This window comes from Paenarthrobacter sp. E2MeOHC11 (genome assembly GCF_058744955.1).
Window position 1 is genome coordinate 586,811 of the sequence record NZ_CP196673.1, and the last position, 21,425, is coordinate 608,235.

The window sequence follows — 21,425 nt, forward strand, 5'->3', positions numbered from 1 at the left end:
TCTCGGGTGAACATCTCCGAACAAGCACCCGGCGTCTTTTTCGTGGAGGGACCGGCGTCCAACTGGCTCATTGTCCGTGACGACTCAGGCTTCATCCTGATCGACGGCGGCTACCCCGCCGACCGTGACCTGGTCTTGGAGTCCGTCCGTGGGCTCGGCCTGGATCCCGCGGCAGCCAAGGCAATGTTGATCACGCATGGACACGTGGACCATACAGGATCCGCCGCCTACTTCTCCCGAACCTTTAGCACACCCATCCTCTGCTCCCCCGAGGAACTTGCCCATGTGCAGGGCAAAGAGAAGCATCAGGTCACGTTCGGCCAGGTCTTGGTCCGGGCGTGGCGGCCCAAGGTGTTCCACTGGATGCTGCACGTCATCAATGCCAAAGCCCTCCAAGCAGAGCCGGCCACACGGGCCGAGGCCTGGACCCAGGAGAAGCTCCAAGGCCTGCCGGGAAAGCCTGAAGCGATCCTTCTTCCCGGCCACACCCCGGGCAACGTTGCTTTGCTGCTGCCAACCGCCCAGGCGATCGCCGTGGGAGATTCGTTCGTCAGCGGGCACCCGATCAGCCCTATGTCCGGCCCGCAGATGTTGCACCGGATGTACCACTCGGACCCGGCGGCGGCGTTAGGGGCTACTCATCGGCTCGATGATGTTGACGCTTCAGTGGTCCTCCCGGGACACGGCCCTGCCTTGAATATGCCCCTCGCTGAAGCCCTTTCGGCGCTGCGCAAGCAGTACTGAGCCGGTCTACTCAGCCAAGAGCTCGTCCGCCAAGGCCGAAGCGAAGGCAGTGACCAAAGCCGATTTACGGCGCCCGGCCATGGTCTGGATTTGTCCCTCCCGCTGGAGGAAGACCGTGTTGTCCACGGGGATGAAAACAAGACCAGCGTCTTCGCGTGCCGGGACCGTAAACCTGCTCATCAGCGCCACTCCAGCGCCGCTCCGGGCAAAGGCAAGAATGGGTCCCACTTGATCCGTTTCCAGGACGATCTCAGGGCTAAGTCCTTCCCGCTGGACGGCGATATCAAAGAGCTCACGCTGGGTAATCCCTCGTCCGGGGAGGGCAAGTTTTTCCTCGCAAAGCTCCTTGAGAGACACCGAATCCCGAGCTGCCAGCCGATGATCGCGCGTGACAGCAGCCAAGGCAGGAGCCGGTAAGGAATACTCCACAGTGACATCACGCTGGGGCCCGAGGGCAAACACCGCGGCAATGTCAGCCTTGCCGTCGATCACTTGACGCGTGGCCTCTGCTGAGGGCACGACCACCAGGTTGAACACAACGTCGCTGTAGCTGGCTACCATCGTTGCGATGGCCGCAGGCACCCTGCAGTGAGCCAGCCCTTCCGCACTGGCAACCTTGATGACGCTGGTTCGCCGAGACTCCGTATCCCGCAGTTCCTGGAGCAGAGATTCTCCTTCGAGTTCGCTCCTGCGAGCATGCGCCAACACCAATCGCCCAGCCTCGGTAAGCATCATGCCCCGCGGGTGCCTGAGGAAGAGCGGAGCTCCGGCCGAGGATTCCAGCTTGCTCATTTGACGGCTGATGGCTGATGGCGAGACGTGGAGGATTTCTGCGGCCTCAGTGATGGATCCGGTACCGGCGACCTCGCGGAAATAGATCAGCGATGTTGGCAACAGCTGCACGTCGCACGCTTCCCTTCGATTTGCATTCAAGTCAAAGCTTATTGAGAAAAGGATACTGGTTAGTGAGTCAGGCCACATCTAGAGTCGGAGTTAGCCACCACGATTCGAGGAACAAAGCCCATGACTCTACGCACCGAAATCCTTGCTGCAGCTAATGATCACATCGACTCTGGAACGTTTCTCAGTGAACTGCGCACAGCGGTCTCCTACCCGACAGAGAGCGGCAAGCCTGAGGGAAGAGATGCACTGAATGCATATCTGGACGACATCCTCACCCAGTTGTTGGAGGACATGGGGTGCGCCGTGGATCGGTGGGACCGGTGGGACGGCAGCGACAACTCGTTCCTGCTCGGCACCCGCATGGAAAGCCCTGAGCTCCCCACGGTCCTCTGCTACGGACACGCCGATGTGGTGGACGGCCACGAGGGACGGTGGGCAGGAGGCCGTAATCCGTGGGAAGTTTCCGTTCAAGAAGGTCACTGGTACGGCCGGGGCACCGCCGACAACAAGGGCCAGCACTTGGTAAACCTGGCAGCCCTCCGGCTTCTGCTTGCCCACCAGGGAAAGCTTGGCTTCAATCTCAAATTCCTGTTCGAATGCGGCGAAGAGATTGGCTCGCCCAACCTGGCCGAGTTCGCGGCCTCGCACCAGGATGAGCTCTCCGCTGATGTCTTCATCGCATCCGATGGTCCCCGCCTCAACGCCCATACTCCGACGATCTTCCTTGGCGCCCGGGGCGGCGCAAGCTTTGAGCTCACGGCCAAGCTGCGGCCCAGCTCCTACCACTCGGGCAACTGGGGCGGGCTCCTTCGGAATCCGGCCACCACCCTGGCAGCCGCCATCGGCACACTGGTGGACGGACATGGCCGGGTTCAGATACCCGGCCTGCTGCCTGTAGCGCTACCGGGCTCCGTCCGGCGAGCCCTTGCCGGCGTCGAAATCTTGCCGGGGCCCGAAGACCCTGCCGTTGATGAGGGCTGGGGCGATGAGAGCCTCAGCCCTGCTGAGCGGGTCTACGGCTGGAACACGCTGGAAGTCCTGGCCCTGGGCGCTGCTGACCTGGAAAACCCCGTCAACGCCATTCCCGGAACCGCGCAAGCAATCCTGCAACTTCGATACGTCACCGGAACAGACACCAACGGGTTGGAGCGCCGACTTCAGGACCATCTGGACGCCAAGGGCTTTGACATGGTCAAGGCCCGGGTCACCACGGTCTTTCCTGCCAGCAGGTTGGACCCGGACAATCCTTGGGTTGCCTGGGCCAGCCAGTCCATCACGGAGACCACGGGCACGGCACCGGCGATCCTGCCCAACATTGGCGGCTCCCTCCCCAACCACGTTTTCGAAGACATCCTGGGGCTGCCGACACTCTGGGTCCCGCACTCCTACCCCGGTTGCCTGCAGCACGCGCCCAACGAACACATGCTCGAGTCCATCGCCCGCGAAGGCCTGCAGATCGCGTGCGGGCTCTTCCACGATCTAGGCCAAGCCCAGGTTCCTGTCCTGGAGCAACGCCGCACAGCAGCCCACGCCTGAATCCCACTACGTATCATCGAGGGAACACCATGACAACAACGCCCAACGCCGGTCCTGCGCAGCAGCCGGCACCTGTTGGCATCAACGACGACGTTGTACGCCCGCAGTCCAGGAAATCGACCACGCGAGGAATTGCCGCCGCGACGGTCGGTAATGCCCTGGAGTGGTTCGACATGGGCATCTATGCCCTGCTTGCCATCTACATCGGCCGCAATTTCTTCCCGGCCGAAAACCCGGCAGTGGAGCTAATCCAAGCCTTTGCCGTCTTTGGCGCCTCCTACCTGATCCGTCCCCTGGGCGGCCTCATCCTTGGCTCCTACGCAGACAGGAAGGGTTTGAAAAAGGGCCTCATGCTGACCATCCGCCTGATGGTGATCGGCACGGCGATGATCGCCTTCATGCCTGGCTACGACCAGATTGGCATGCTCGCCCCGATCGGCATCATCCTTGCCCGCCTGGTCCAAGGCTTCTCGGCTGGTGGTGAGTTTGGTGCCGCGACGTCGTTCCTCATCGCCCAAGACTCCAAGCGCAAGGGCTTCCTGGGAAGCTTCCAGTTCGCCAGCCAAGGCTTGGGATCGCTGATGGCAGCCATCTTCGTCGCCGTCCTCACCTCCGTGCTTTCCGCATCGGACATGACCGAGTGGGGCTGGCGCATCCCCTTCATTTTCGGGCTGTTGGTGGGCCCGGCGGGCTACTTCATCCGGAAGCATGTGGATGAAGCGCCGATCGTCCGCAGCGACGACGACGCCGGAGCCTCGGGATCCCCCATCCTGGATGTTTTCAAGACCCAAAAGCTCGGCATCTTCATTGCTGCAGGCGCCTTGGCCATTTCCACGGCAGTGAACTTCATCCTCCAGTACATGCCTACGTACGGGATCAAGCAGTTGGGACTCGACCCGTCAGCTTCGTTCAGCTGCCTGGTGATCACGGGCGTCATCCTCACCTTCGGGACACCCGTGGTGGGGCACCTCTCGGACAAGTTCGGGCGACTGAGGATCATGATCCCCACGGTCATTCTGACCGCACTGATGGTGATCCCGCTGTTCCTCTGGCTGACTGCCGGGAGGTCCTTCCTGGTTCTGGCCACCACAATGACCATTCTCGGTTGCCTGAAGGCCGCCTACTTCGGAGCATTGCCCTCGGTGATGTCGGACGCCTTTGATGCACGTTCCCGGGCAACCGGACTGTCCTTCAGCTACAACGCTTCCGTGGCGGCCTTCGGTGGCTTCACTCCCATGATCGCCGCGTACCTCATCGAGATCACAGGACAGGATGTCGCCCCTGCCTACTACTTGGCCATCCTGGCTTGCCTGAGCCTGGCGGCGTTGGGAGCCGGCCTCAAGTACCGGGGCATCCGCTAAGTCGCTGGACGCAGAAACGCCCGCCTCGATGGCTCGCTGCGCAGGGTGCCGTGCGAACGGCATGGTGCGCAGCGAACCGTCGAAACGGGCGTCGGCGTTTGAACCTACATGTGCACGTGCAAGCGCCGTGCGGCCTCAGAAATGGATCCCGTGAGCGACGGGTACACCGTGAAGGCGCTGGCGACGTCGTCCACGTGGAGCTTCTGGGTCACGGCCACGGAGATCGGGAAGATGAGCTCGGAAGCGTTCGGGCCAACCACCACGCCACCAATCACGGTGCCTGATCCCTTGCGGGCGATGATCTTGACGAAGCCGTCCTTGGTGTTGCGCATCTTGGCGCGGGCATTGCTGAGCAGGGACAGCATCACCACGTCGCCCTGGTACTTGCCGGAGGCGAGATCGGCCTCGGAAACGCCTACGGAGGCGATTTCCGGGGAGGTGAAGATGTTGGACGCCACCTGGTTGAGCTTGAGCGGCTTCACGCCGTCGCCCATGAAGTGCGCGATGGCGATGCGGCCCTGCATGGCGGCTACAGAAGCCAGGGCGAAAACGCCTGTGCAGTCGCCGGCAGCGTAAATGTTGGGGGCGGTGGTGCGGGAAACGCCATCCACCTTGATGTGGCCGGACTCCGTGAGGGTCACACCGGCTTCTTCAAGACCGATTCCGGCCGTGTTCGGTATGGATCCAACACACACCAGGCAGTGCGAGCCTGTCACGACCGATCCGTCACCCAAGGTGACCTTCACGCCGTCGTCCGTCCGCTCGACGGCGTTCGCGCGTGACTTCGACAAAACGCGGACGCCCCGACGCTCGAAGACGCCCTCCAGCAGCTTGGCAGCGTCCGTGTCCTCGCCGGGAAGGACCTGGTCGCGGCTGGAAATCAGGGTGACCTTGGATCCCAGGCCGTTGTAGGCGGACGCGAACTCCGCGCCGGTAACACCGGATCCCACCACGATCAGCTCTTCGGGGAGCTCGTCCAGGTTGTAGATCTGGGCCCAGTTGAGGATGCGTTCGCCGTCGGGCTTGGCCGTGGGGAGTTCGCGCGGGTGGGCGCCGACAGCCAGCAGGATGGCGTCGGCATCGATGGTGCGGGTTCCTTCGAGGGTCAGGACCTCGATGGTGTTGTTGTCCAGCAGCTTGCCGGAACCGATCACGATCTCCACGCCCAGTCGCTCAAGGCCGGCACGGATATCCTCGGACTGTCCATGGGCCAGGTTCAGGACACGATCATTGATGTGCTTAAGGTCTGCACGGGGCTTGGACGCGGTGCCGTCGCCGTCGAACTTCACTCCCAGCTCGTCCGCCTCACCGACGCGGGTCATGAGGTCGGCGGTGGCAATGAGGGTCTTGGAAGGCACGACGTCGGTCAGCACGGCTGAGCCGCCGAGGCCTGCCCGCTCAACGATGGTGACGTGGGCGCCGAGTGAGGCGGCCACCATGGCAGCTTCATATCCGCCGGGACCACCTCCCAGGATCGCGATACGGGGGGCACTGAAGTCAACTTGGGTGGTCACAATCCTCAATTCTCGCTCATTGCCACGCCGGCTGCCACTCAGTCCACCCTCACCAGCACCCGGGTCCCTACCAAAGTCCCGTGGCCGCAAGGTAGCTTGTACCAGTGAGTAACACTGAGCTGATGAACACAGACCCTTTCGAAGCCGCACAGGCCGCCGCTGACTTCATTGCCGCGGAGACCGGCGTCGAGTCCCACGATGTAGCACTGGTGCTCGGATCCGGCTGGGCGGAGGCCGCGGACCTTATTGGTGAAACCACCGCCACACTCAACGCCTCGGAGGTCCCGGGCTTCCACAAACCAGCAGTCGTGGGCCATGTGGGCACCATCCGCTCCGTCCTCACCAAAGAGGGCAAGCGGGCCCTGGTCCTCGGCGCCAGGACGCACTACTACGAGGGCCGCGGTGTACGTTCAGTGGTCCACGGCGTCCGCACCGCAGCAGCCGCCGGATGCAAGACCCTGGTCCTTACCAACGGCTGCGGCGGTCTCAACGAGGCGTGGACCCCGGGCACTCCCGTGCTCATCAGCGACCACATCAACCTCACCGCAACTTCACCGCTTGAGGGCGCTACGTTTGTTGACCTCACCGACCTCTATTCCTCACGCATCCGCGATCTTGCCCGCGAAGTCGATTCCTCCCTGCAGGAGGGCGTCTACGCCCAGTTCACGGGCCCGCACTACGAAACGCCGGCCGAGGTGCAGTACGCCAAGCGCATCGGCGCCGACATGGTGGGCATGTCCACCGCGCTTGAAGCGATCGCCGGCCGCCATGCGGGAATGGAAGTTTTCGGCATTTCGCTGGTGACCAACCTCGCCGCAGGTATCAGCCCGGTCCCCCTGAGCCACGCGGAGGTCCTGGAAGCCGGGCAGGCCGCGGGCAAGCGGATCTCCAAGCTCCTGGCTGAGATCATCGCCAAGCTCTAAGACGAACCCCAAAGAATGCGTGGTCACTGGCAGGTGGCCACGCATTCCTGTTTAAGGGTGCGCGTCGGCGTGTGCGCTAACAATCGGGGGCGGGAAGTAAATGCACAGCAGATTCCCAGAATAAATCTGATTTGTTGCGCAACATTTGACCTGCCTGGCCGGAAATGTCACGCGCGCACGTTGGCAATGTAAGCGCTTGCGCATCTACCGGCGGGTAGCCTCCCGGGCAGATGAAATGCCCTTTGATTTGCGACCTAACACGTGTCTAGCGTGGAGAGTGCTCCGGTAAGTCGACGTGCCGGAACACACCGCGACGAGGGCCCCGCATGGACTCGTCGCCACCTCGAAACGATGGCGTCCTTCGAAGACGCTTCCAGCGGATCGACGGACGCCTGAGTAAAAGAACCCCTCATCAGGGGACAGGGCATGCGCCCCACTCCACGAAGTCCAACACTCCGCGAGAAGAGCAAGCATGAACACGCACTCAACCCCTCTACGGCCACGCCGCCGTCTGCGACAGGCAGTAGCCGTCGCCGCTGCAGCCAGCGTGGCAGGCAGCATCCTGCTGGTCACGCCCGCTGCGCAGGCCAACCTGCCGGCCGACCCGCCGTCGAGCACCATGCCGGCACCTACGCCCGGCTTCCCGCTGCCAACCACCCATACGCAGCAGGCCTACGACCCGGCAGCAGACTTCACGTCCAAGTGGACGCGCGCCGACGCCAAACAGATCATGGCCCAGAGCAACCCCAACGTTGCACCGGGCCAGAACTCCATGAGCCCCAACGTCACCATGCCGGAAATCCCCAAGGACTTCCCGGCCATGAACGACGACGTCTGGGTATGGGACACCTGGTCCCTGACCGACGAGAACGCGAACCAGATCAGCTACAAGGGCTATGACGTCATCTTCTCCCTGGTGGCTGACCGGCATGCAGGCTACGGCTTCGACCAGCGCCACTGGAACGCCCGGATCGGCTACTTCTTCCGGAAGACCAACGCCGATCCTGCCAAGGACAAATGGAACTACGGCGGACACCTGTTCCTGGACAACACGTCCATCGGAAACACGGAATGGTCCGGTTCCACCCGCCTCATGCAGGGCAACAAGATCAACGTGTTCTACACGGCCACCACGTTCTATGACATCGCCGAACGCAACGCCGGTGGGGGTGGAATCGCCCCCGACGCGGCCATCGCCAAGGCCCTGGGCACCATCCATGCCGACAAGAACGGCGTGAGCTTTGATGGCTTCCAGCACACCAAACTGCTGGAACCGGACGGAAAGCTGTACCAGAACAAGGCCCAGAACCCGGGCTTCGCTTTCCGTGATCCGTACACGTTCGCGGACCCCGCACACCCGGGCAAGACCTTCATGGTCTTCGAAGGCAACACCGGTGGCACCCGGGGCTCCTACAAGTGCAAGCAGGAAGACCTGGGCTACCAGCCCGGCGATCCCAACGCCGAAACCGTGGCCCAGGTCAACAGCACCGGCGCTTGGTACCAAACAGCAAACGTGGGCCTGGCAGTCGCAGACAACAAGGACCTGACCAAGTGGAGCTTCCTTCCGCCGATCCTGTCTGCAAACTGCGTCAACGACCAGACTGAGCGTCCCCAGATCTTCATCCAGAACGAGAACGGGAAGAACAAGTACTACCTGTTCACCATCAGCCACCAGTTCACCTACGCGGACGGCATGCGCGGTCCCGACGGCGTGTACGGCTTTGTTGGCAACGGCGTCCGTTCGGACTACCAGCCGGTCAACAACAGCGGCCTGGCCCTGGGTTCCCCCACGGACCTGAACATGCCGGCCAACGCCCCGGAAGGCCCGGACCCCCGACAGAATGGCCGCCAGTTCCAGGCCTACTCGCACTACGTGCAGCCCGGAGGCCTGGTGCAGTCGTTCATCGACAACGTGGACGGTGTCCGCGGCGGTTCACTCTCACCCACCGTGAAGATGAACTTCAAGGGCGGAGTGACGCAGGTTGATCGCAGCTTCGGCCAGAACGGCCTCGGCCCGTTCGGCTACCTGCCCACCAACGTCCGCGTCGGCGGCGAAGGCCACTACAAGTAGGCCATAAAACCCTGGCCGTGAGGCCGCGGCAGGGGTGTTGGCTCCAGAAGGGCCAGCACCCCTGCCACCCCAACCCCTTCAGGATTTTCCCCATGACTTATCCCAACCCCCACCTGTCCCGCCGCCATTTACTGGCCGCAAGTGCCGCCGTCGTGGTCGCCTTTTCTGCCGCTTCCTGCACGGCCAGTCCGACGCCGTCCCCCACCTCGACGGGTCCGGCACCTACCGCTTCGGATCCTTGGCGGCCCGTTGCCCACCTGACGGCTGAAAAGAACTGGCTCAACGACCCCAATGGCCTCGTCTTCCACGACGGGACCTACCACGCGTTTTACCAGTACAACCCGCGCGGAAACTCGTGGGGCAACATGTCCTGGGGCCACTCCACCAGCACAGACCTCGTGCACTGGGAACAGCGTCCCGTGGCCATGGAAGCCAGCCCCGAGGAAGAGATCTTCTCCGGCTGCATCGTCATGGACACGAACAACGCTTCCGGACTGGGATCGGCAGGGAATCCGCCGATGGTGGCCCTCTACACCAGCGCTTACGGGAAGAACGGTGCACTCCCCCAGGGCGCGCAGGCACAGTCGCTCGCCTTCAGCCTGGATAACGGGACCACTTGGCAGAAGTACCGGGGCAACCCTGTGCTGAACCTCGCGCCCACGAACAACAACTTCCGCGATCCCAAAATCACGTGGTATGAGCCGGGCGGTTACTGGGTGATGACCACCGTGGTGGCCGACGCCCAAGTCGTCAAAATGTTCAAGTCCACCGATCTGCTCCAGTGGGATTACTTGAGTGATTTCTCGGGAGTCGGAGCCCAAGGAGGGCTCTGGGAGGTGCCCGAACTTCTCCAGATGAAGGTAGAAGGTTCCACCGCGAAGAAGTGGGTGATGCTGCTCAGCATCAACCCCGGCGGTATAGCTGGCGGCTCGGGCATGCAGTACTTCGTCGGTGAATTCGACGGGACCCGCTTCACAGCCGAAAACGCGGCCGCACCGGATGCCCCACTCAACGAATCCCAGTGGCTGGACCATGGCGCCGACTATTACGCGGCCAACTCCATCTCCGGCGCGCCCGGTGACAAACCCGTGCTGCTTGGCTGGATGGGCAACTGGGACTACGCCCAGCATGTTCCCACCACTCCGTGGCGAGGTTCCATGGCGATTCCGCGCGAGCTCACCTTGGTTCGCGGAGAGCGCCGTTTCGAACTGCGGTCCGTCATCGCCTCCGCAGCAAGAACGGCACTTGAACGCGCCGGCAGTGAAGTCAAAGGCAAAAACCTCACCATCGGCTCCTCACCGCAGGCACTCGGCGAGGACTTCACGGGCCGCGCCCAACTGATCGAACTCGAGATGGAACTGACCTCTGCCCGCGAAGCCGGACTGATCCTCCGCCAATCGCCCGATGCCAATGCGGGCCTGCGTATCTCCTACAACAAGGAGAACCACACTCTCAGGGTGGACCGGTCCAAGGCCGGAACGGGCAACTTCTCTGAAAAGTTCAGCCCATTTCACGAAGTGGCCCTGCCATCCTCCGGGAACAAGGTCCATCTGACCATCCTCTTGGATTCGTCCTCTGTGGAAGTCTTCGCCGGAGACGGAGCTGCGGTTGTTTCGGACACGTTCTTCCCGGACTGGGACGACACGGGTTCTTCAGGGTTCAGCCTGGATGGCGACACGGACTTCACCGTGCGAACGCGCTCACTTTAGTGCCGCCGATGAGCGGGATCCCACCCATTAAGACCCCTCTTGAGGGAAGGGATCTTGCCCCTCGTTGCCCCTTCGCGGCTCATTGAGGATAGTTTTGTCCCTATGACATCCAGCGATGCCGCATTTGAACAGCTGCTCACCGACGCCCGCGAATGGGCATCCCAAGACCCGGATCCGGCGACGTCGGCCGCTCTCGTGGAGCTCGCCGAACTCGCCAGTGGCGGTGATGCGGGAGCAGCCCAGGAGCTGGGCGACAGCTTCAACGGCACCCTGCAGTTCGGCACTGCCGGCCTCCGCGCAGCACTGGGCCCCGGTCCCAACCGCATGAACCGCGTCGTTGTCCGTCGAGCCGCGGCAGGTTTGGCGGCTTTCCTCACCGAAGCAGTCGCTGCAGCTGCGCCGGGAACCCGGCCACGCGCCGTCGTCGGCTTTGATGCCCGCTACAACTCGGACATCTTTGCCGAGGAAACCGCGGCAATCTTCACCGCAGCAGGAATCGAGACGTTCCTCATGCCGGCGGCGCTCCCGACGCCGTTGCTCGCCTACGCGGTCAGGTCACTGGGGTGCGACGGCGGCGTGATGGTCACAGCCAGCCACAACCCGCCGCAGGACAACGGCTACAAGGTCTACCTGGGGCGGCACGCTGTGCCGGAGAGCGGGCGCGGTTCCCAGATCGTGGCCCCCTACGATGCAAAAATCGCGGCGAAGATCGAAGCTGTGGGTGCGCTGGACTCGATTCAGCTGGCCGCGGCCGGCTGGACCGTGCTGCCCAACGCCATCACCGCAGAGTATGAAACTGCCATGGCCGGCCTGGCAGATCGGGAACACTTTCCCGCCCGGGACCTCAAGATCGTCCTGACTCCCATGCACGGTGTGGGTGGCGAAACGGCCGTCTCAGTCCTTAATGCCGCAGGTTTCACGGACGTCACCCTGGTGGCTGAACAGGCGGCACCGGACCCTGACTTCCCCACTGTTGCCTTCCCCAACCCGGAAGAACCCGGCGCGCTTGACCTGGCTCTCGCGGCTGCCGCGGACTCGGATGCGGACATCGTTCTGGCCAATGATCCCGACGCCGACCGCGCCGCAGTCGCAGCCTTGGATCCCGCCACCGGTGCTTGGCGGATGTTGCGCGGGGACGAAGTGGGTGCGTTACTGGGCGCACATGTCGTAGCGCGCATGGCCGCCGGTGCGGGCGAAGAGACCCGGGGCGGCGTCTTCGCCAACTCGATCGTGTCCTCACGCCTTCTCTCACGGATCGCGGCAGCAGCCGGGTATGCGCACGAGGAAACGCTCACGGGATTCAAATGGATTTCCCGGGTTCCCGGCCTCACCTACGGGTACGAGGAAGCACTGGGTTACTGTGTGGCGCCCGAACTGGTGCGCGACAAGGACGGCATTTCCGCAGCAGTCCTGATCGCCGAATTGGCCGCCGCCGCCAAAGCTGAGGGCAGGACCATCTTCGACACCCTTGATGACCTGTACCTGGTGCACGGGCTGCACGCCAGCGACCAGTTGAGCATCCGGGTGGCAGACCTCGGGTTGCTCGACGCCATGATGAACCGCCTGCGGGTCAACCCGCCCGAAGCATTCGGAGGCTCCGCCGTCGAGGTCTTCACCGACTTGGCAGAAGGAAGCGAGGCCCTGCCGCCCACGGACGGTCTGCTGTATGTGACCAGGGACCTCACCCGCGTGATTATCCGTCCCAGTGGCACGGAGCCCAAGCTCAAGTGCTACCTGGAAGTCATCCAGGCCGTTGAGTCCGCGGCCGAACTGCCCGAGGCACGCCAAGCAGCACGGACCTCCCTGGACGATGTCCTCAGGGATGTCCGCGAAGCTTTGGGTTTGTAGGAGTCCTAGACTTCAACTTCGATGAAACCGTCCACCAAACGGGTGGCGAAGACGGCGAGCTTAAGTTCCGGGTTGGTGAAGCACTCCCCGGTTTCGAGGTCGTAGACCTCCTTGTGCAGTGGCGACGCGATGGTCGGCCTGCTGCCTCGGGATCCGATGATGCCGCGGGCCATGACGTTGGCCAGCGTTGCAGGATCCTGCTGTGCCACAGCGAAGACCTCGGTGGGCGCGGTGCGGAACAGAGCAACCTGGCGTCCGGCGATCAGTGCCGCTTCGCCCCAGGCCACTTCCAGTTCTGCCACCGGGCAAACACGCTGCCACGTGGCGGTGGTGGTCAGGTCCTCGGCACGGTCCAGAATTACGGTCATTTCAGCCCCTCTCACTGTGTCCGGGTGCTGGCATTTCCACCGTCACTCCCCCGGACCGGGCCACGCTTGCGGCCACTCCTCCACGCTAGGGCGGGGGTGTTTCAACAGGGGTGCGCGTTTGTGTCCAACGCGTAAAAGAGACCTCACGCCCCCGGAAATGCGTTTGTGATGCAGAAGTTAAGATCACGAAACATAAGGGAAACTGAAGCGAAACTGCCCGTCCCTAGGCTGGAACCACAAGTTGCGGAGATCCGTCTGCAACATCTGCGAAAGGCCCACCAGTGACCGGACACACTTCAAGTACAGAGAACCCGCGCCGCATCGTCGTCGTCGGCGGCGGTCCCGCTGCCCACCGTTTCGCCGATGCCATGGTCAACCGGGGACTTGAAGGTTGGCAGGTTACGGTGCTGACCGAAGAGGCCCACCTCCCTTATGACCGAGTGGCGCTGAGCAAGGCCCTCACCGAAACCGACGTGGACCTCACCCTGGGCGAGGCATCGATGTGGGACCACGAGGCCCTGACCCTCAAGACCGGCGAGCGCGCCGTCAAGATCGACACGGTTGCCAAGAGTGTGCTCACGGCCGCCGGCAACAAGTACGAATACGACCACCTGGTGGTTGCCTCGGGTTCGGATGCAGCCCGGCTTCCCATTCCCGGCGCCGAGCACACCCACGTTTACCGCACGCTCGAAGACGTCTGGGCCATTAACAAGGCCATCGCCGAGCTCAGCGCGAAGCTGGGACGCAAGGTCAACGCAGTCACCATCGGCGGCGGCCTGCTGGGGCTTGAGTCCGCGGCCGGTACCGAGCAGCTCGGTGCCACTCCGGTGGTCATCAACGGGTCGCCTTGGCTCATGAACACCCAGTTGGACGAAGGCGCAGGCCAGGCGCTCGGTCGGCTGATTGAAGCCAAGGGCTTCGAGGTCCACGGTGGCGTCTTCCCTTCGGAGGTTGTTACGGACGACGACGGCAACGTCACCGGAGTCCTCATGGCCGACGGCCGCACCATCGACGCCGACCTTGTCATCGTGGCTATCGGCGTCAAACCCCGCGACGACCTTTTCCGCGCGGCAGAAGGCGAAGAGCAGCTCTTCAGCTTGGGCCAGCGCGGCGGTGTGGTCATCAACGATTTCTGCGCTACCGAAGTGGACGGGATCTGGGCCATCGGTGAGGTGGCCAACTTCGAGGGCATGTGCTTGGGCCTCGTGGCTCCCGCCAACACCATGGCCGAGATCGTTGCCGACCGCCTGCACGGTGGCGAAGCGACCTTCCCGGGCTTTGACACTGCCACCAAACTCAAGTTGTCCGGCGTTGATGTTGCCAGCTTCGGTGACGCCTTCGCCCGGACCGAGCACTCCCTCGAAATCGTTTACGCCGACCCCGCCCGCGGCGTTTACCAGAAGATCGTCACCACCGATGATGCCAAGACCCTCTTGGGCGGCATTTTCGTCGGCGATGCTTCCCCCTACATGAGCCTCCGCCCGCTCCTGGGCCGCGAGCTCTCCGCCGAACCCGGTGCCTATCTGAGCGCTGCCGGCGGTGGCGAGGCCCCGGAGACCGAGCTCCCCGATGACGCCATCCTGTGCTCCTGCAACAACGTGGCCGCCGGAACCATCCGCGACACCATCAACGGTTGCGGCGCCTGCGAAGGCGACGCTCCTGTGCAGGAACTCGGCGAACTCAAGGGCTGCACGAGGGCCGGTACCCAGTGTGGATCGTGCGTCCCCATGCTCAAGAAGCTCCTCGAAGGCGAGCTGAAGAAGTCCGGCATCGAGGTCTCCAAGGCACTCTGCGAGCACATCAGCCTCTCCCGCCAGGAACTCTTCGACGCCATCCGCGTGCTGGAACTGACGTCCTTCGAAGAGATCATGGCCAAGTACGGCACCGGTGCGGGCTGCGATATCTGCAAGCCGACCATTGCCTCCATCCTGGCCAGCCAGCACTCCGCCTATGTCCTGGATGCCGGACGTGGCTCGCTGCAGGACACCAACGACCGCGCTTTGGCGAACATGCAGAAAGACGGCACCTACTCGGTGGTCCCCCGCATCGCAGGTGGCGAGATCACGCCCAAGGGCCTGGGCGTCATCGCGGCCGTTGCCGGGAAGTACAACCTCTACACCAAGATCACGGGCGGACAACGCATCGATATGTTCGGTGCCCGCCTTGAGCAGCTCCCGGACATCTGGAAGGAACTGGTGGATGCCGGTTTCGAGTCCGGACAGGCGTACGGCAAGAGCCTGCGCACGGTGAAGTCCTGCGTTGGATCCACGTGGTGCCGCTTCGGTGTCCAGGATTCCGTGGCGATGGCCATCGCACTGGAGCTCCGCTACCGGGGCCTCCGCAGCCCGCACAAGCTGAAGATGGGTGTCTCCGGTTGCGCCCGCGAATGTGCCGAAGCCCGCGGCAAGGATGTTGGCGTGATCGCTACGGCGGACGGTTGGAACCTGTATGTCGGCGGTAACGGTGGCGCCACCCCGGCCCACGCCCAGCTGCTCGCCAAGGATCTGGACGACGAAACCCTTCTGAAGTACATCGACCGCTACCTCATGTACTACATCCGCACCGCCGACCGCCTGCAGCGCACCGCTCGCTGGCAGGAGGAGCTTGACGGCGGCATCAAGCACGTCGAGGAGGTAGTGGTCAACGACTCCCTGGGCATCGCCGAAGAGCTTGAGGCAGCCATGGCCAAGCACATCGACACCTACGAGGACGAGTGGGCTGAGACGTTGAAGGACCCGGAGCGCCTCCGCCGTTTCCGTTCCTTCGTCAACGCTCCCAACCAGAAGGACGAATCCATCTCCTTCGTTCCTGAGCGGGGCCAGATCCGTCCGGCCACGAACGAAGAAAAGGGCGGTGTGCTCATTGCCTCCACCATCCCGGTCCGCAGCGAAACCGTCGGCGCAGAAAACTAGGGGTCTCCCATGCAGCTCACCATCGATCTCACCGGCCGTGACGTCCTCGTCACGGGATCGGACAAGTCCGCCCGCCAAGCAATCCGCCGCTACCAGAGCGCCGGTGCCCATGTGTACCGGCTGAGCACCCCGGAGGGTGTGCCCGGCGACGGCCAGCTCCCCGAGCGCCCGTTCCTGGTGGCAGTAGTGGACGACGGCGGGGCCGGCTGGCTGCCGCTGGTGGAACGCTGCCGCGACGCCGGAATCCCGGTTGCGTTCGAGCCCGCCCCGGGCGCTGAGGGCCACGTCACCCTGGTAGGCGGAGGCCCGGGGGCCCTGGACCTGCTGACGGTTGGTGCCGTTGACGCCTTGCGGGATGCCGACGTCGTGTTCTATGACCGGCTGGCTCCCTACCAGGAACTGGCCGACCTGACCTCTGCCGAGCTGGTGGATGTCGGAAAGCAGCCTGGCCTCCACAAGGTGACTCAGCGTGACATCGAGAAGCTCATGGTGGAAGCTGCCCTGCTGGGCAAGAACGTGGTCCGACTCAAGGGCGGCGATCCATACGTGTTCGGCCGCGGAGGCGAGGAAGTGGCCGCCTGTGTTGCGGCCGGCGTCCCGGTACGGGTGATTTCCGGTGTCACCAGTGCCATCTCCGTTCCTGCAGCGGCAGGGATCCCGGTGACACACCGCGAAGTGAGCCACATGTTCACCGTGGTGTCCGGCCACGCCCCGTTGACCGAGAAGGAGCACACCCACCTTGCCGGCCTTGGCGGCACGATCGTGGTCCTCATGGGTATCGGCACCCTTCCCCAGCTGGCGGCAGGCCTGCGTCGGGCCGGGATGAATTCGGACATGCCCATGGCCGTCGTTGAACGTGGCTACCGTCCGGGACAGCGCACCACCATCGCTGATCTGGGTACGATCGAAACTGCAGCCACCGGCTGCAGCAACCCGGCCGTTCTGGTCATCGGCGAGGTGGTCCGGGTGGCTGAAGCCAACCGCAATCATGCTGAAGCATCCGCTGAACTGAGCCGCCTCGCGGCTTCGCTCCTTGAAGCCTGAAGGTAAGAACACATGACTGTTGCACGCGCCCTCGAAGTCCACGACGCCACCGCCGCTCCGGGAGTATCCGAAGCGGCCGATGCGCCGCTGGATGGCTTCCGAATCGGCGTCACCTCGCACCGCCGTTCCCGTGACCTCATTGAGGCATTGGAGCGCCGCGGTGCGAGCGTGTTGCACGCCCCCGCTCTGAAGATCGCTCCTGTGCAGGAAGACATGGTCCTCATCGAGGACACCCGCACCATCATTGCGGCAAAGCCGGACATTTGTATCGCCACCACGGCTTACGGAATGCGCCGCTGGTGCGAGGCCGCGGACTCGTTCGGCATCGGCGAGCAACTCCTGGAAACCCTGTCCGCTTGCCGCATGTTCGTCCGTGGCCCCAAGGCCCGCGGTGCCGTGCGCGCTGCCGGTCTTGCCGACGTCGGAATCAGCAGTGACGAAACCACGGCCACGCTGGTGGACATGCTGCTGGCCGAAGGCGTTCGTGGCAAGATCGTGGCCGTGCAGCTGCACGGATACACCGACGTCCGCCAGCTGGAGCGGCTCCGCATGTCCGGCGCCACGGTCCTGACGGTGACCCCGTACCGCTGGGTGAAGCCCGACGGCGAGGACAAACTGCCGCGCCTGATCGAAGCCGTGGTGGGCGGGAACCTCGATGTACTGACGTTCACCAGCGCCCCCGCGGTGGATGCCATGTGGAGCACCGCTCACGAAATGGGCCTCTACCGGCAGCTCATCGAAGCCCTTAAGGGGCCGGTGACTGTTGCCGCGGTGGGGCCAGTCACCGCACAGCCACTGGTCGACGCCGGGCTGACGCCCCTTATCCCCGACCGCTACCGGATGGGTGCTTTGATCCGCTTGGTGACGGAGCACCTGTCCCTGAACCACGTGCGCCGTTTGGAAACCAAGAGCGCAACGATCGAGCTGCGTGGGCGCTGCCTGCGGATCAACGGTGAGGTGGTGGACCTTGCACCGGCCCCCCTCCTGCTGCTGCGGGCCCTGCTCGGCGCGGGCGGAGCGGTATTGTCCAGGGAAGCGCTCTCGGACCTGTTGGACCTGCGTGGCTCCGTGCACGCCCTGGACATGACAGTCAGCAGGCTGCGGTCCTCGCTGCCGGATGGCAAGCTCGTGGAGACCGTCGTGAAGCGCGGTTACCGGCTGCGGGCGTAGGTCCTCCGCTTCCTCGACCCCTGCCACGCTACGCCGCCTTCACCAGGGGAAGTTCGTCCCAGTTGGTGGTGTAGCGGGGGCTGAGCATGTCCCGTTTCATGGACCAGTCCGGGCCGCCCTTAATGCCGGCGTGGCCCAGGCCGATGGAGCCCCGGCCATACCGCTTGCTGACTTGCTCCAGCAGGGGGCCGATGCCGCGCTCCTCATGACGGTTCTCGAAGATCTCCAACGGTTTCTGGTTGCCGCTGGGACGGAGGTCCGTGACCATGATTCCGGCTTTGGCATACTTCACGCCTTCCTGGATTTTGGGGACCAGCGCGTGTGCGGCCTTGGTGAGGAGCACGGGGTCCGACGTGGGCATGGGCAGCCTCACGGTGACCGTGGGAAAGGACTTATCGTTCGGGTTGTAGACGGACGTCGCGGCAAACGCTGTTAGGAGCTTGGCCTGAAGATCGTGCTTGGCCAGCCTGGCACTGGCCATTTGACCGTAGACGCTGAGCACCTGCCGCAGCTGGTCCGTCGTCGTAATCGGTGTGGAGAACGAGCGGGAGAAGATCAGTTGGTCCCGGCCGACTCTCTCTTCCTCCATGGGAATACAGGGCGTGCCTTGGAGTTCCAGGACGGTTCGCATCATGACAATCGAGAACTTGTCCCGCAAAGCAATCGGGTCGGCGCGGACCAGGTCCAGGATTGAGAAGATTCCCAGGGCGTTCAGGCGCTTGGTAAGCCGCGTTGCCACACCCCAGATTTCAATGACGGACAGCCGTGCCATGAGAGCTTCGCGTTGGGCTTCGGGGACCGAGTCCCAGCGGCATACGCCGTGGAAGGCTGGATTGTGCTTAGCCCATTTGTTGGCGAGCTTGGCCAGGGTCTTGGTGCGGGCGATTCCGACACAGACCGGAACCCCCACATGCCGTTGGCAGGCTGCCTTGATGGTGCTTCCCAGCTCCAGCAAGTCCTGCGGTTGTCCCCTGACTCCGAGAAACGCCTCGTCAATGGAGTAGACCTCCTGCCATGCCGAGTAGCGGGCCAGGAGCTCCATGACCCGGGAGCTGATGTCGCCGTACAGTTCATAGTTGCTGGAGAGCGCTATCAGCCCCCATTCCTTGGCCCGTGGGGCGATCTTGAACCACGGCTCCCCCAGCCCAATGCCCAGCTTCTTGGCTTCCGGCGACCTGGTCACGGCGCAACCGTCATTGTTGGACAACACAATCAATGGCTTGCCCTCCAGCGCGGGGTTGAATGCCCTCTCCGCCGACGCATAGAAGCAGTTGATATCCACATGGGCAATCTCTTGCATTTGATGCATGAGAGCTGGCTTGGACATCATTCTCCTTGCGTTCGCCACTAGCACGCATGCCCGCAATCATCACGCAGGACACCCCATGCATTCGAATATATCTTCGAATGCATCAACTGTACCGCCGACCGGCGACAAGAAACCGCGTTGCAGCAGCGACCGAACTCCGCCCACAACATCAGCTCCAGTTCGATATCAACCTGCCGCTGATCACACCGCTTGGGTTAGTCGTGGGCGGGTTCGCCACTGACTTGGTGGTCGGCGTGGTTGATGGTCTCCTGGATGAGCCGGAGTTTGGCGAGTTGCCAAAGAAGGTTGAGGCGGGTCGGTTCGGCCAGCATCCGAAGTGTCACGGCTGCGATTTCGAGCAGTTCCGGCCCGGACTGACACCATCGAGGAGTAGACCCATCCTTCAAGTGCATATGTCGCGTTTGTGCACTCAAAGATAGAACGGATCAACTCGGGGATCAACGGGGGCGGCAACAGCTAGATGTGATGCAGGCACGTGGTTGCAACGCCCCAGATGGTCAGCTCAGACATTGCCGGCACGCGAATGTCCGGGTACTTGGGATTGTCCGCCTGGAGGATCACCCCTGAGGGCGTGACGCGGAGCCTCTTGATGGTCAACTCACCGTCAAGGACAGCCACGACGACGGACCCGTCCTTGGGCTCCAGCGCCCGGTTAACGATCAACTCGTCCCCGTCGCTGATCCCGGCACCCTCCATGGATTGCCCCGTCACCCTCACCACGAAAGTGCTGGTGACATCCTTGATCAGGTGCTCATTGAGATCGATCCTGCCGTCAAAGTAGTCCTGGGCAGGCGATGGATACCCTGCCGCCACCGGGATTGGAGCCAGCAGTACCGACATCAGGGAAAAGCCCGCATCTATCACGCGGGGGCCGACGATCACGCCCACAACACACCTTTATTCGAATATATGTTCGATACTTGAGTGTACAGCGGTTGGCGGACATTGTTCGATCTCCACCCGAAACCTACCCGCGGAACCGTGAAATCGCGGGCCGGAGATGGCATGGCTGCTGGTCCCCGCTGGGGCGGGGAAGGCAGATAGAGCTATCCGCCGGTTCCCGGCCGGGCTGGTGCTGTGATCTCGCGCGCGGGCAGGACGGCGGCGTCCAGGATGGTACGGTTCCCGAGCGGCCGTTCGAGATCGACAGCGAAGGGCGTCGCCGGGTTTCCCTGACAGGTGGCCCACTGCGCCCCGGCGGGCTGCACCCCCAGGACGACCTCGACCGTGGACTCTGTTTCGACGAGCTTGACGACGTCAATCCGGCCTTCGGCGTTCTTCCCGGAGTTGCAGTCGAACTCCGTGACGAGGAGAGCCACGCGATCGGACTCAGGGGCCGGCGGCAACGAGGGATCAAGAGTGACTGCGCCGGCTCTCAGCTCGCCAAGGTCCAGCGTGGGCGTGCAGGTCGATGACTCGACGACCGCCCATACCGGTTTACCTGGTTCCGATGCCATGGAGTGGGTGGAAATGACGATATACATGTAGTCGCGGACATCGCCGTGGCCGTGATCCTGGGGAGCTGCGAGTTTGTTCATGAGCATCACACGATCGCTGCTCTCCTGCGCAATCAGCCAGGTGACCGGGTCAAAAGCCGAGACCCCACGGCCGGCGAGAGCCGGGGCGGCCTCCGGGCCGAGCTCGCTGGCCGGTCGTGGATTGTCCAGCGCCTGACGCGAAACCTCGTTGCCTTGGCACAGCACAACTTCCGGTCGGATTTCCGGGGTTGGGCTCCCGGCGGACGGCAGGCTGGCAGACGGCAGGCCGGCGGCCGGCTGTCCGAGCGATGCGCACCCCGTTCCCAACAGCATCAGGGCTCCGCAGGCCAATGTAAGGCGTGGTGCTGCTGTCAATAGTTTCCCCATGCCGCCAAGGCTACGCCGCTCACCGGACGGGACCCATCACCGGACGGGACCCATCACCGGACCAGACCTCATCATCGGGCAAGCCCCGCCCATTCGCGAACCTCTCCGGTCACTTTCCCGGCACGTT

17 protein-coding genes are annotated in these 21,425 nt (G+C 63.4%); 10 read left to right on the top strand and 7 right to left on the bottom strand.

The window, feature by feature from the left end; genetic code table 11:
* Positions 1-6 precede the first annotated feature (6 nt).
* A complete protein-coding gene (locus tag ACSSVG_RS02605; protein WP_253467379.1) occupies positions 7-744 on the top strand; it encodes an MBL fold metallo-hydrolase in 738 nt (245 codons plus the stop codon).
* A 6-nt stretch (positions 745-750) separates the two neighbouring features.
* Here the strand turns inward: ACSSVG_RS02605 and ACSSVG_RS02610 are convergent, their stop codons facing one another.
* The gene (locus ACSSVG_RS02610; protein ID WP_231339266.1) at positions 751-1,647 is read right to left on the bottom strand and encodes a LysR family transcriptional regulator; all 897 of its coding nucleotides are present in this window, start codon (positions 1,645-1,647) and stop codon (positions 751-753) included.
* A 120-nt stretch (positions 1,648-1,767) separates the two neighbouring features.
* Here ACSSVG_RS02610 and ACSSVG_RS02615 point away from each other — a divergent pair, with 120 nt between their 5' ends.
* The gene (locus tag ACSSVG_RS02615) at positions 1,768-3,183 is read left to right on the top strand and encodes a M20 family metallopeptidase (RefSeq protein WP_231339265.1); all 1,416 of its coding nucleotides are present in this window, start codon (positions 1,768-1,770) and stop codon (positions 3,181-3,183) included.
* A 29-nt stretch (positions 3,184-3,212) separates the two neighbouring features.
* Positions 3,213-4,544, top strand: a complete 1,332-nt coding sequence (locus ACSSVG_RS02620; RefSeq protein WP_253467370.1) for an MFS transporter — start codon at positions 3,213-3,215, stop codon at positions 4,542-4,544.
* 104 nt (positions 4,545-4,648) lie between these two features.
* On the opposite strand, the gene ACSSVG_RS02625 is transcribed toward ACSSVG_RS02620, so the two are convergent.
* Positions 4,649-6,058, bottom strand: coding sequence for an NAD(P)H-quinone dehydrogenase (locus tag ACSSVG_RS02625; RefSeq protein ID WP_231339257.1), 1,410 nt, complete (start codon positions 6,056-6,058; stop codon positions 4,649-4,651).
* 122 nt (positions 6,059-6,180) lie between these two features.
* On the opposite strand from ACSSVG_RS02625, the gene ACSSVG_RS02630 reads away from it, so the two are divergent.
* The 4 genes from ACSSVG_RS02630 (at position 6,181) to ACSSVG_RS02645 (ending at position 12,609) form a co-directional block, all read left to right on the top strand.
* Entirely contained in the window at positions 6,181-6,981 is an 801-nt protein-coding gene (locus ACSSVG_RS02630; protein WP_492417123.1) for a purine-nucleoside phosphorylase, read from the top strand.
* A gap of 472 nt (positions 6,982-7,453) precedes the next feature.
* Positions 7,454-9,052, top strand: coding sequence for a glycoside hydrolase family 68 protein (locus tag ACSSVG_RS02635; protein ID WP_492417125.1), 1,599 nt, complete (start codon positions 7,454-7,456; stop codon positions 9,050-9,052).
* A 92-nt stretch (positions 9,053-9,144) separates the two neighbouring features.
* The gene (locus ACSSVG_RS02640; protein ID WP_492417127.1) at positions 9,145-10,761 is read left to right on the top strand and encodes a glycoside hydrolase family 32 protein; all 1,617 of its coding nucleotides are present in this window, start codon (positions 9,145-9,147) and stop codon (positions 10,759-10,761) included.
* A 102-nt stretch (positions 10,762-10,863) separates the two neighbouring features.
* Positions 10,864-12,609: a phospho-sugar mutase gene (locus ACSSVG_RS02645; RefSeq protein ID WP_492417129.1), complete on the top strand. Its 1,746-nt coding sequence runs from the start codon at positions 10,864-10,866 to the stop codon at positions 12,607-12,609.
* A gap of 5 nt (positions 12,610-12,614) precedes the next feature.
* Here the strand turns inward: ACSSVG_RS02645 and nirD are convergent, their stop codons facing one another.
* Positions 12,615-12,977, bottom strand: a complete 363-nt coding sequence (nirD, locus tag ACSSVG_RS02650) for a nitrite reductase small subunit NirD (protein ID WP_231338671.1) — start codon at positions 12,975-12,977, stop codon at positions 12,615-12,617.
* A gap of 281 nt (positions 12,978-13,258) precedes the next feature.
* Here nirD and nirB point away from each other — a divergent pair, with 281 nt between their 5' ends.
* Genes nirB through ACSSVG_RS02665 form a run of 3 tightly spaced genes read left to right on the top strand, consistent with a single transcriptional unit; the run spans position 13,259 to position 18,103 of the window.
* Positions 13,259-15,889, top strand: coding sequence for a nitrite reductase large subunit NirB (gene nirB, locus ACSSVG_RS02655; protein ID WP_492417131.1), 2,631 nt, complete (start codon positions 13,259-13,261; stop codon positions 15,887-15,889).
* A 9-nt stretch (positions 15,890-15,898) separates the two neighbouring features.
* Positions 15,899-16,933 carry a uroporphyrinogen-III C-methyltransferase gene (gene cobA, locus ACSSVG_RS02660; protein WP_231338673.1) on the top strand — a complete coding sequence of 345 codons (1,035 nt, stop codon included), beginning with the start codon at positions 15,899-15,901 and terminating at the stop codon, positions 16,931-16,933.
* 12 nt (positions 16,934-16,945) lie between these two features.
* Positions 16,946-18,103, top strand: a complete 1,158-nt coding sequence (locus tag ACSSVG_RS02665; protein WP_492417133.1) for a uroporphyrinogen-III synthase — start codon at positions 16,946-16,948, stop codon at positions 18,101-18,103.
* Between the two features lie 28 nt (positions 18,104-18,131).
* Here the strand turns inward: ACSSVG_RS02665 and ACSSVG_RS02670 are convergent, their stop codons facing one another.
* The 4 genes from ACSSVG_RS02670 to ACSSVG_RS02685 form a co-directional block, all read right to left on the bottom strand.
* Positions 18,132-19,430: a Y-family DNA polymerase gene (locus tag ACSSVG_RS02670; RefSeq protein WP_253467342.1), complete on the bottom strand. Its 1,299-nt coding sequence runs from the start codon at positions 19,428-19,430 to the stop codon at positions 18,132-18,134.
* Between the two features lie 197 nt (positions 19,431-19,627).
* Positions 19,628-19,825 (bottom strand): hypothetical protein, encoded by a 198-nt coding sequence (locus ACSSVG_RS02675; protein ID WP_492417135.1) that lies wholly within the window; start codon positions 19,823-19,825, stop codon positions 19,628-19,630.
* A gap of 64 nt (positions 19,826-19,889) precedes the next feature.
* A complete protein-coding gene (locus ACSSVG_RS02680) occupies positions 19,890-20,321 on the bottom strand; it encodes a LexA family protein (RefSeq protein WP_159697748.1) in 432 nt (143 codons plus the stop codon).
* A gap of 158 nt (positions 20,322-20,479) precedes the next feature.
* The gene (locus tag ACSSVG_RS02685; RefSeq protein ID WP_492417137.1) at positions 20,480-21,298 is read right to left on the bottom strand and encodes a hypothetical protein; all 819 of its coding nucleotides are present in this window, start codon (positions 21,296-21,298) and stop codon (positions 20,480-20,482) included.
* Between the last annotated feature and the right edge of the window lie 127 nt (positions 21,299-21,425).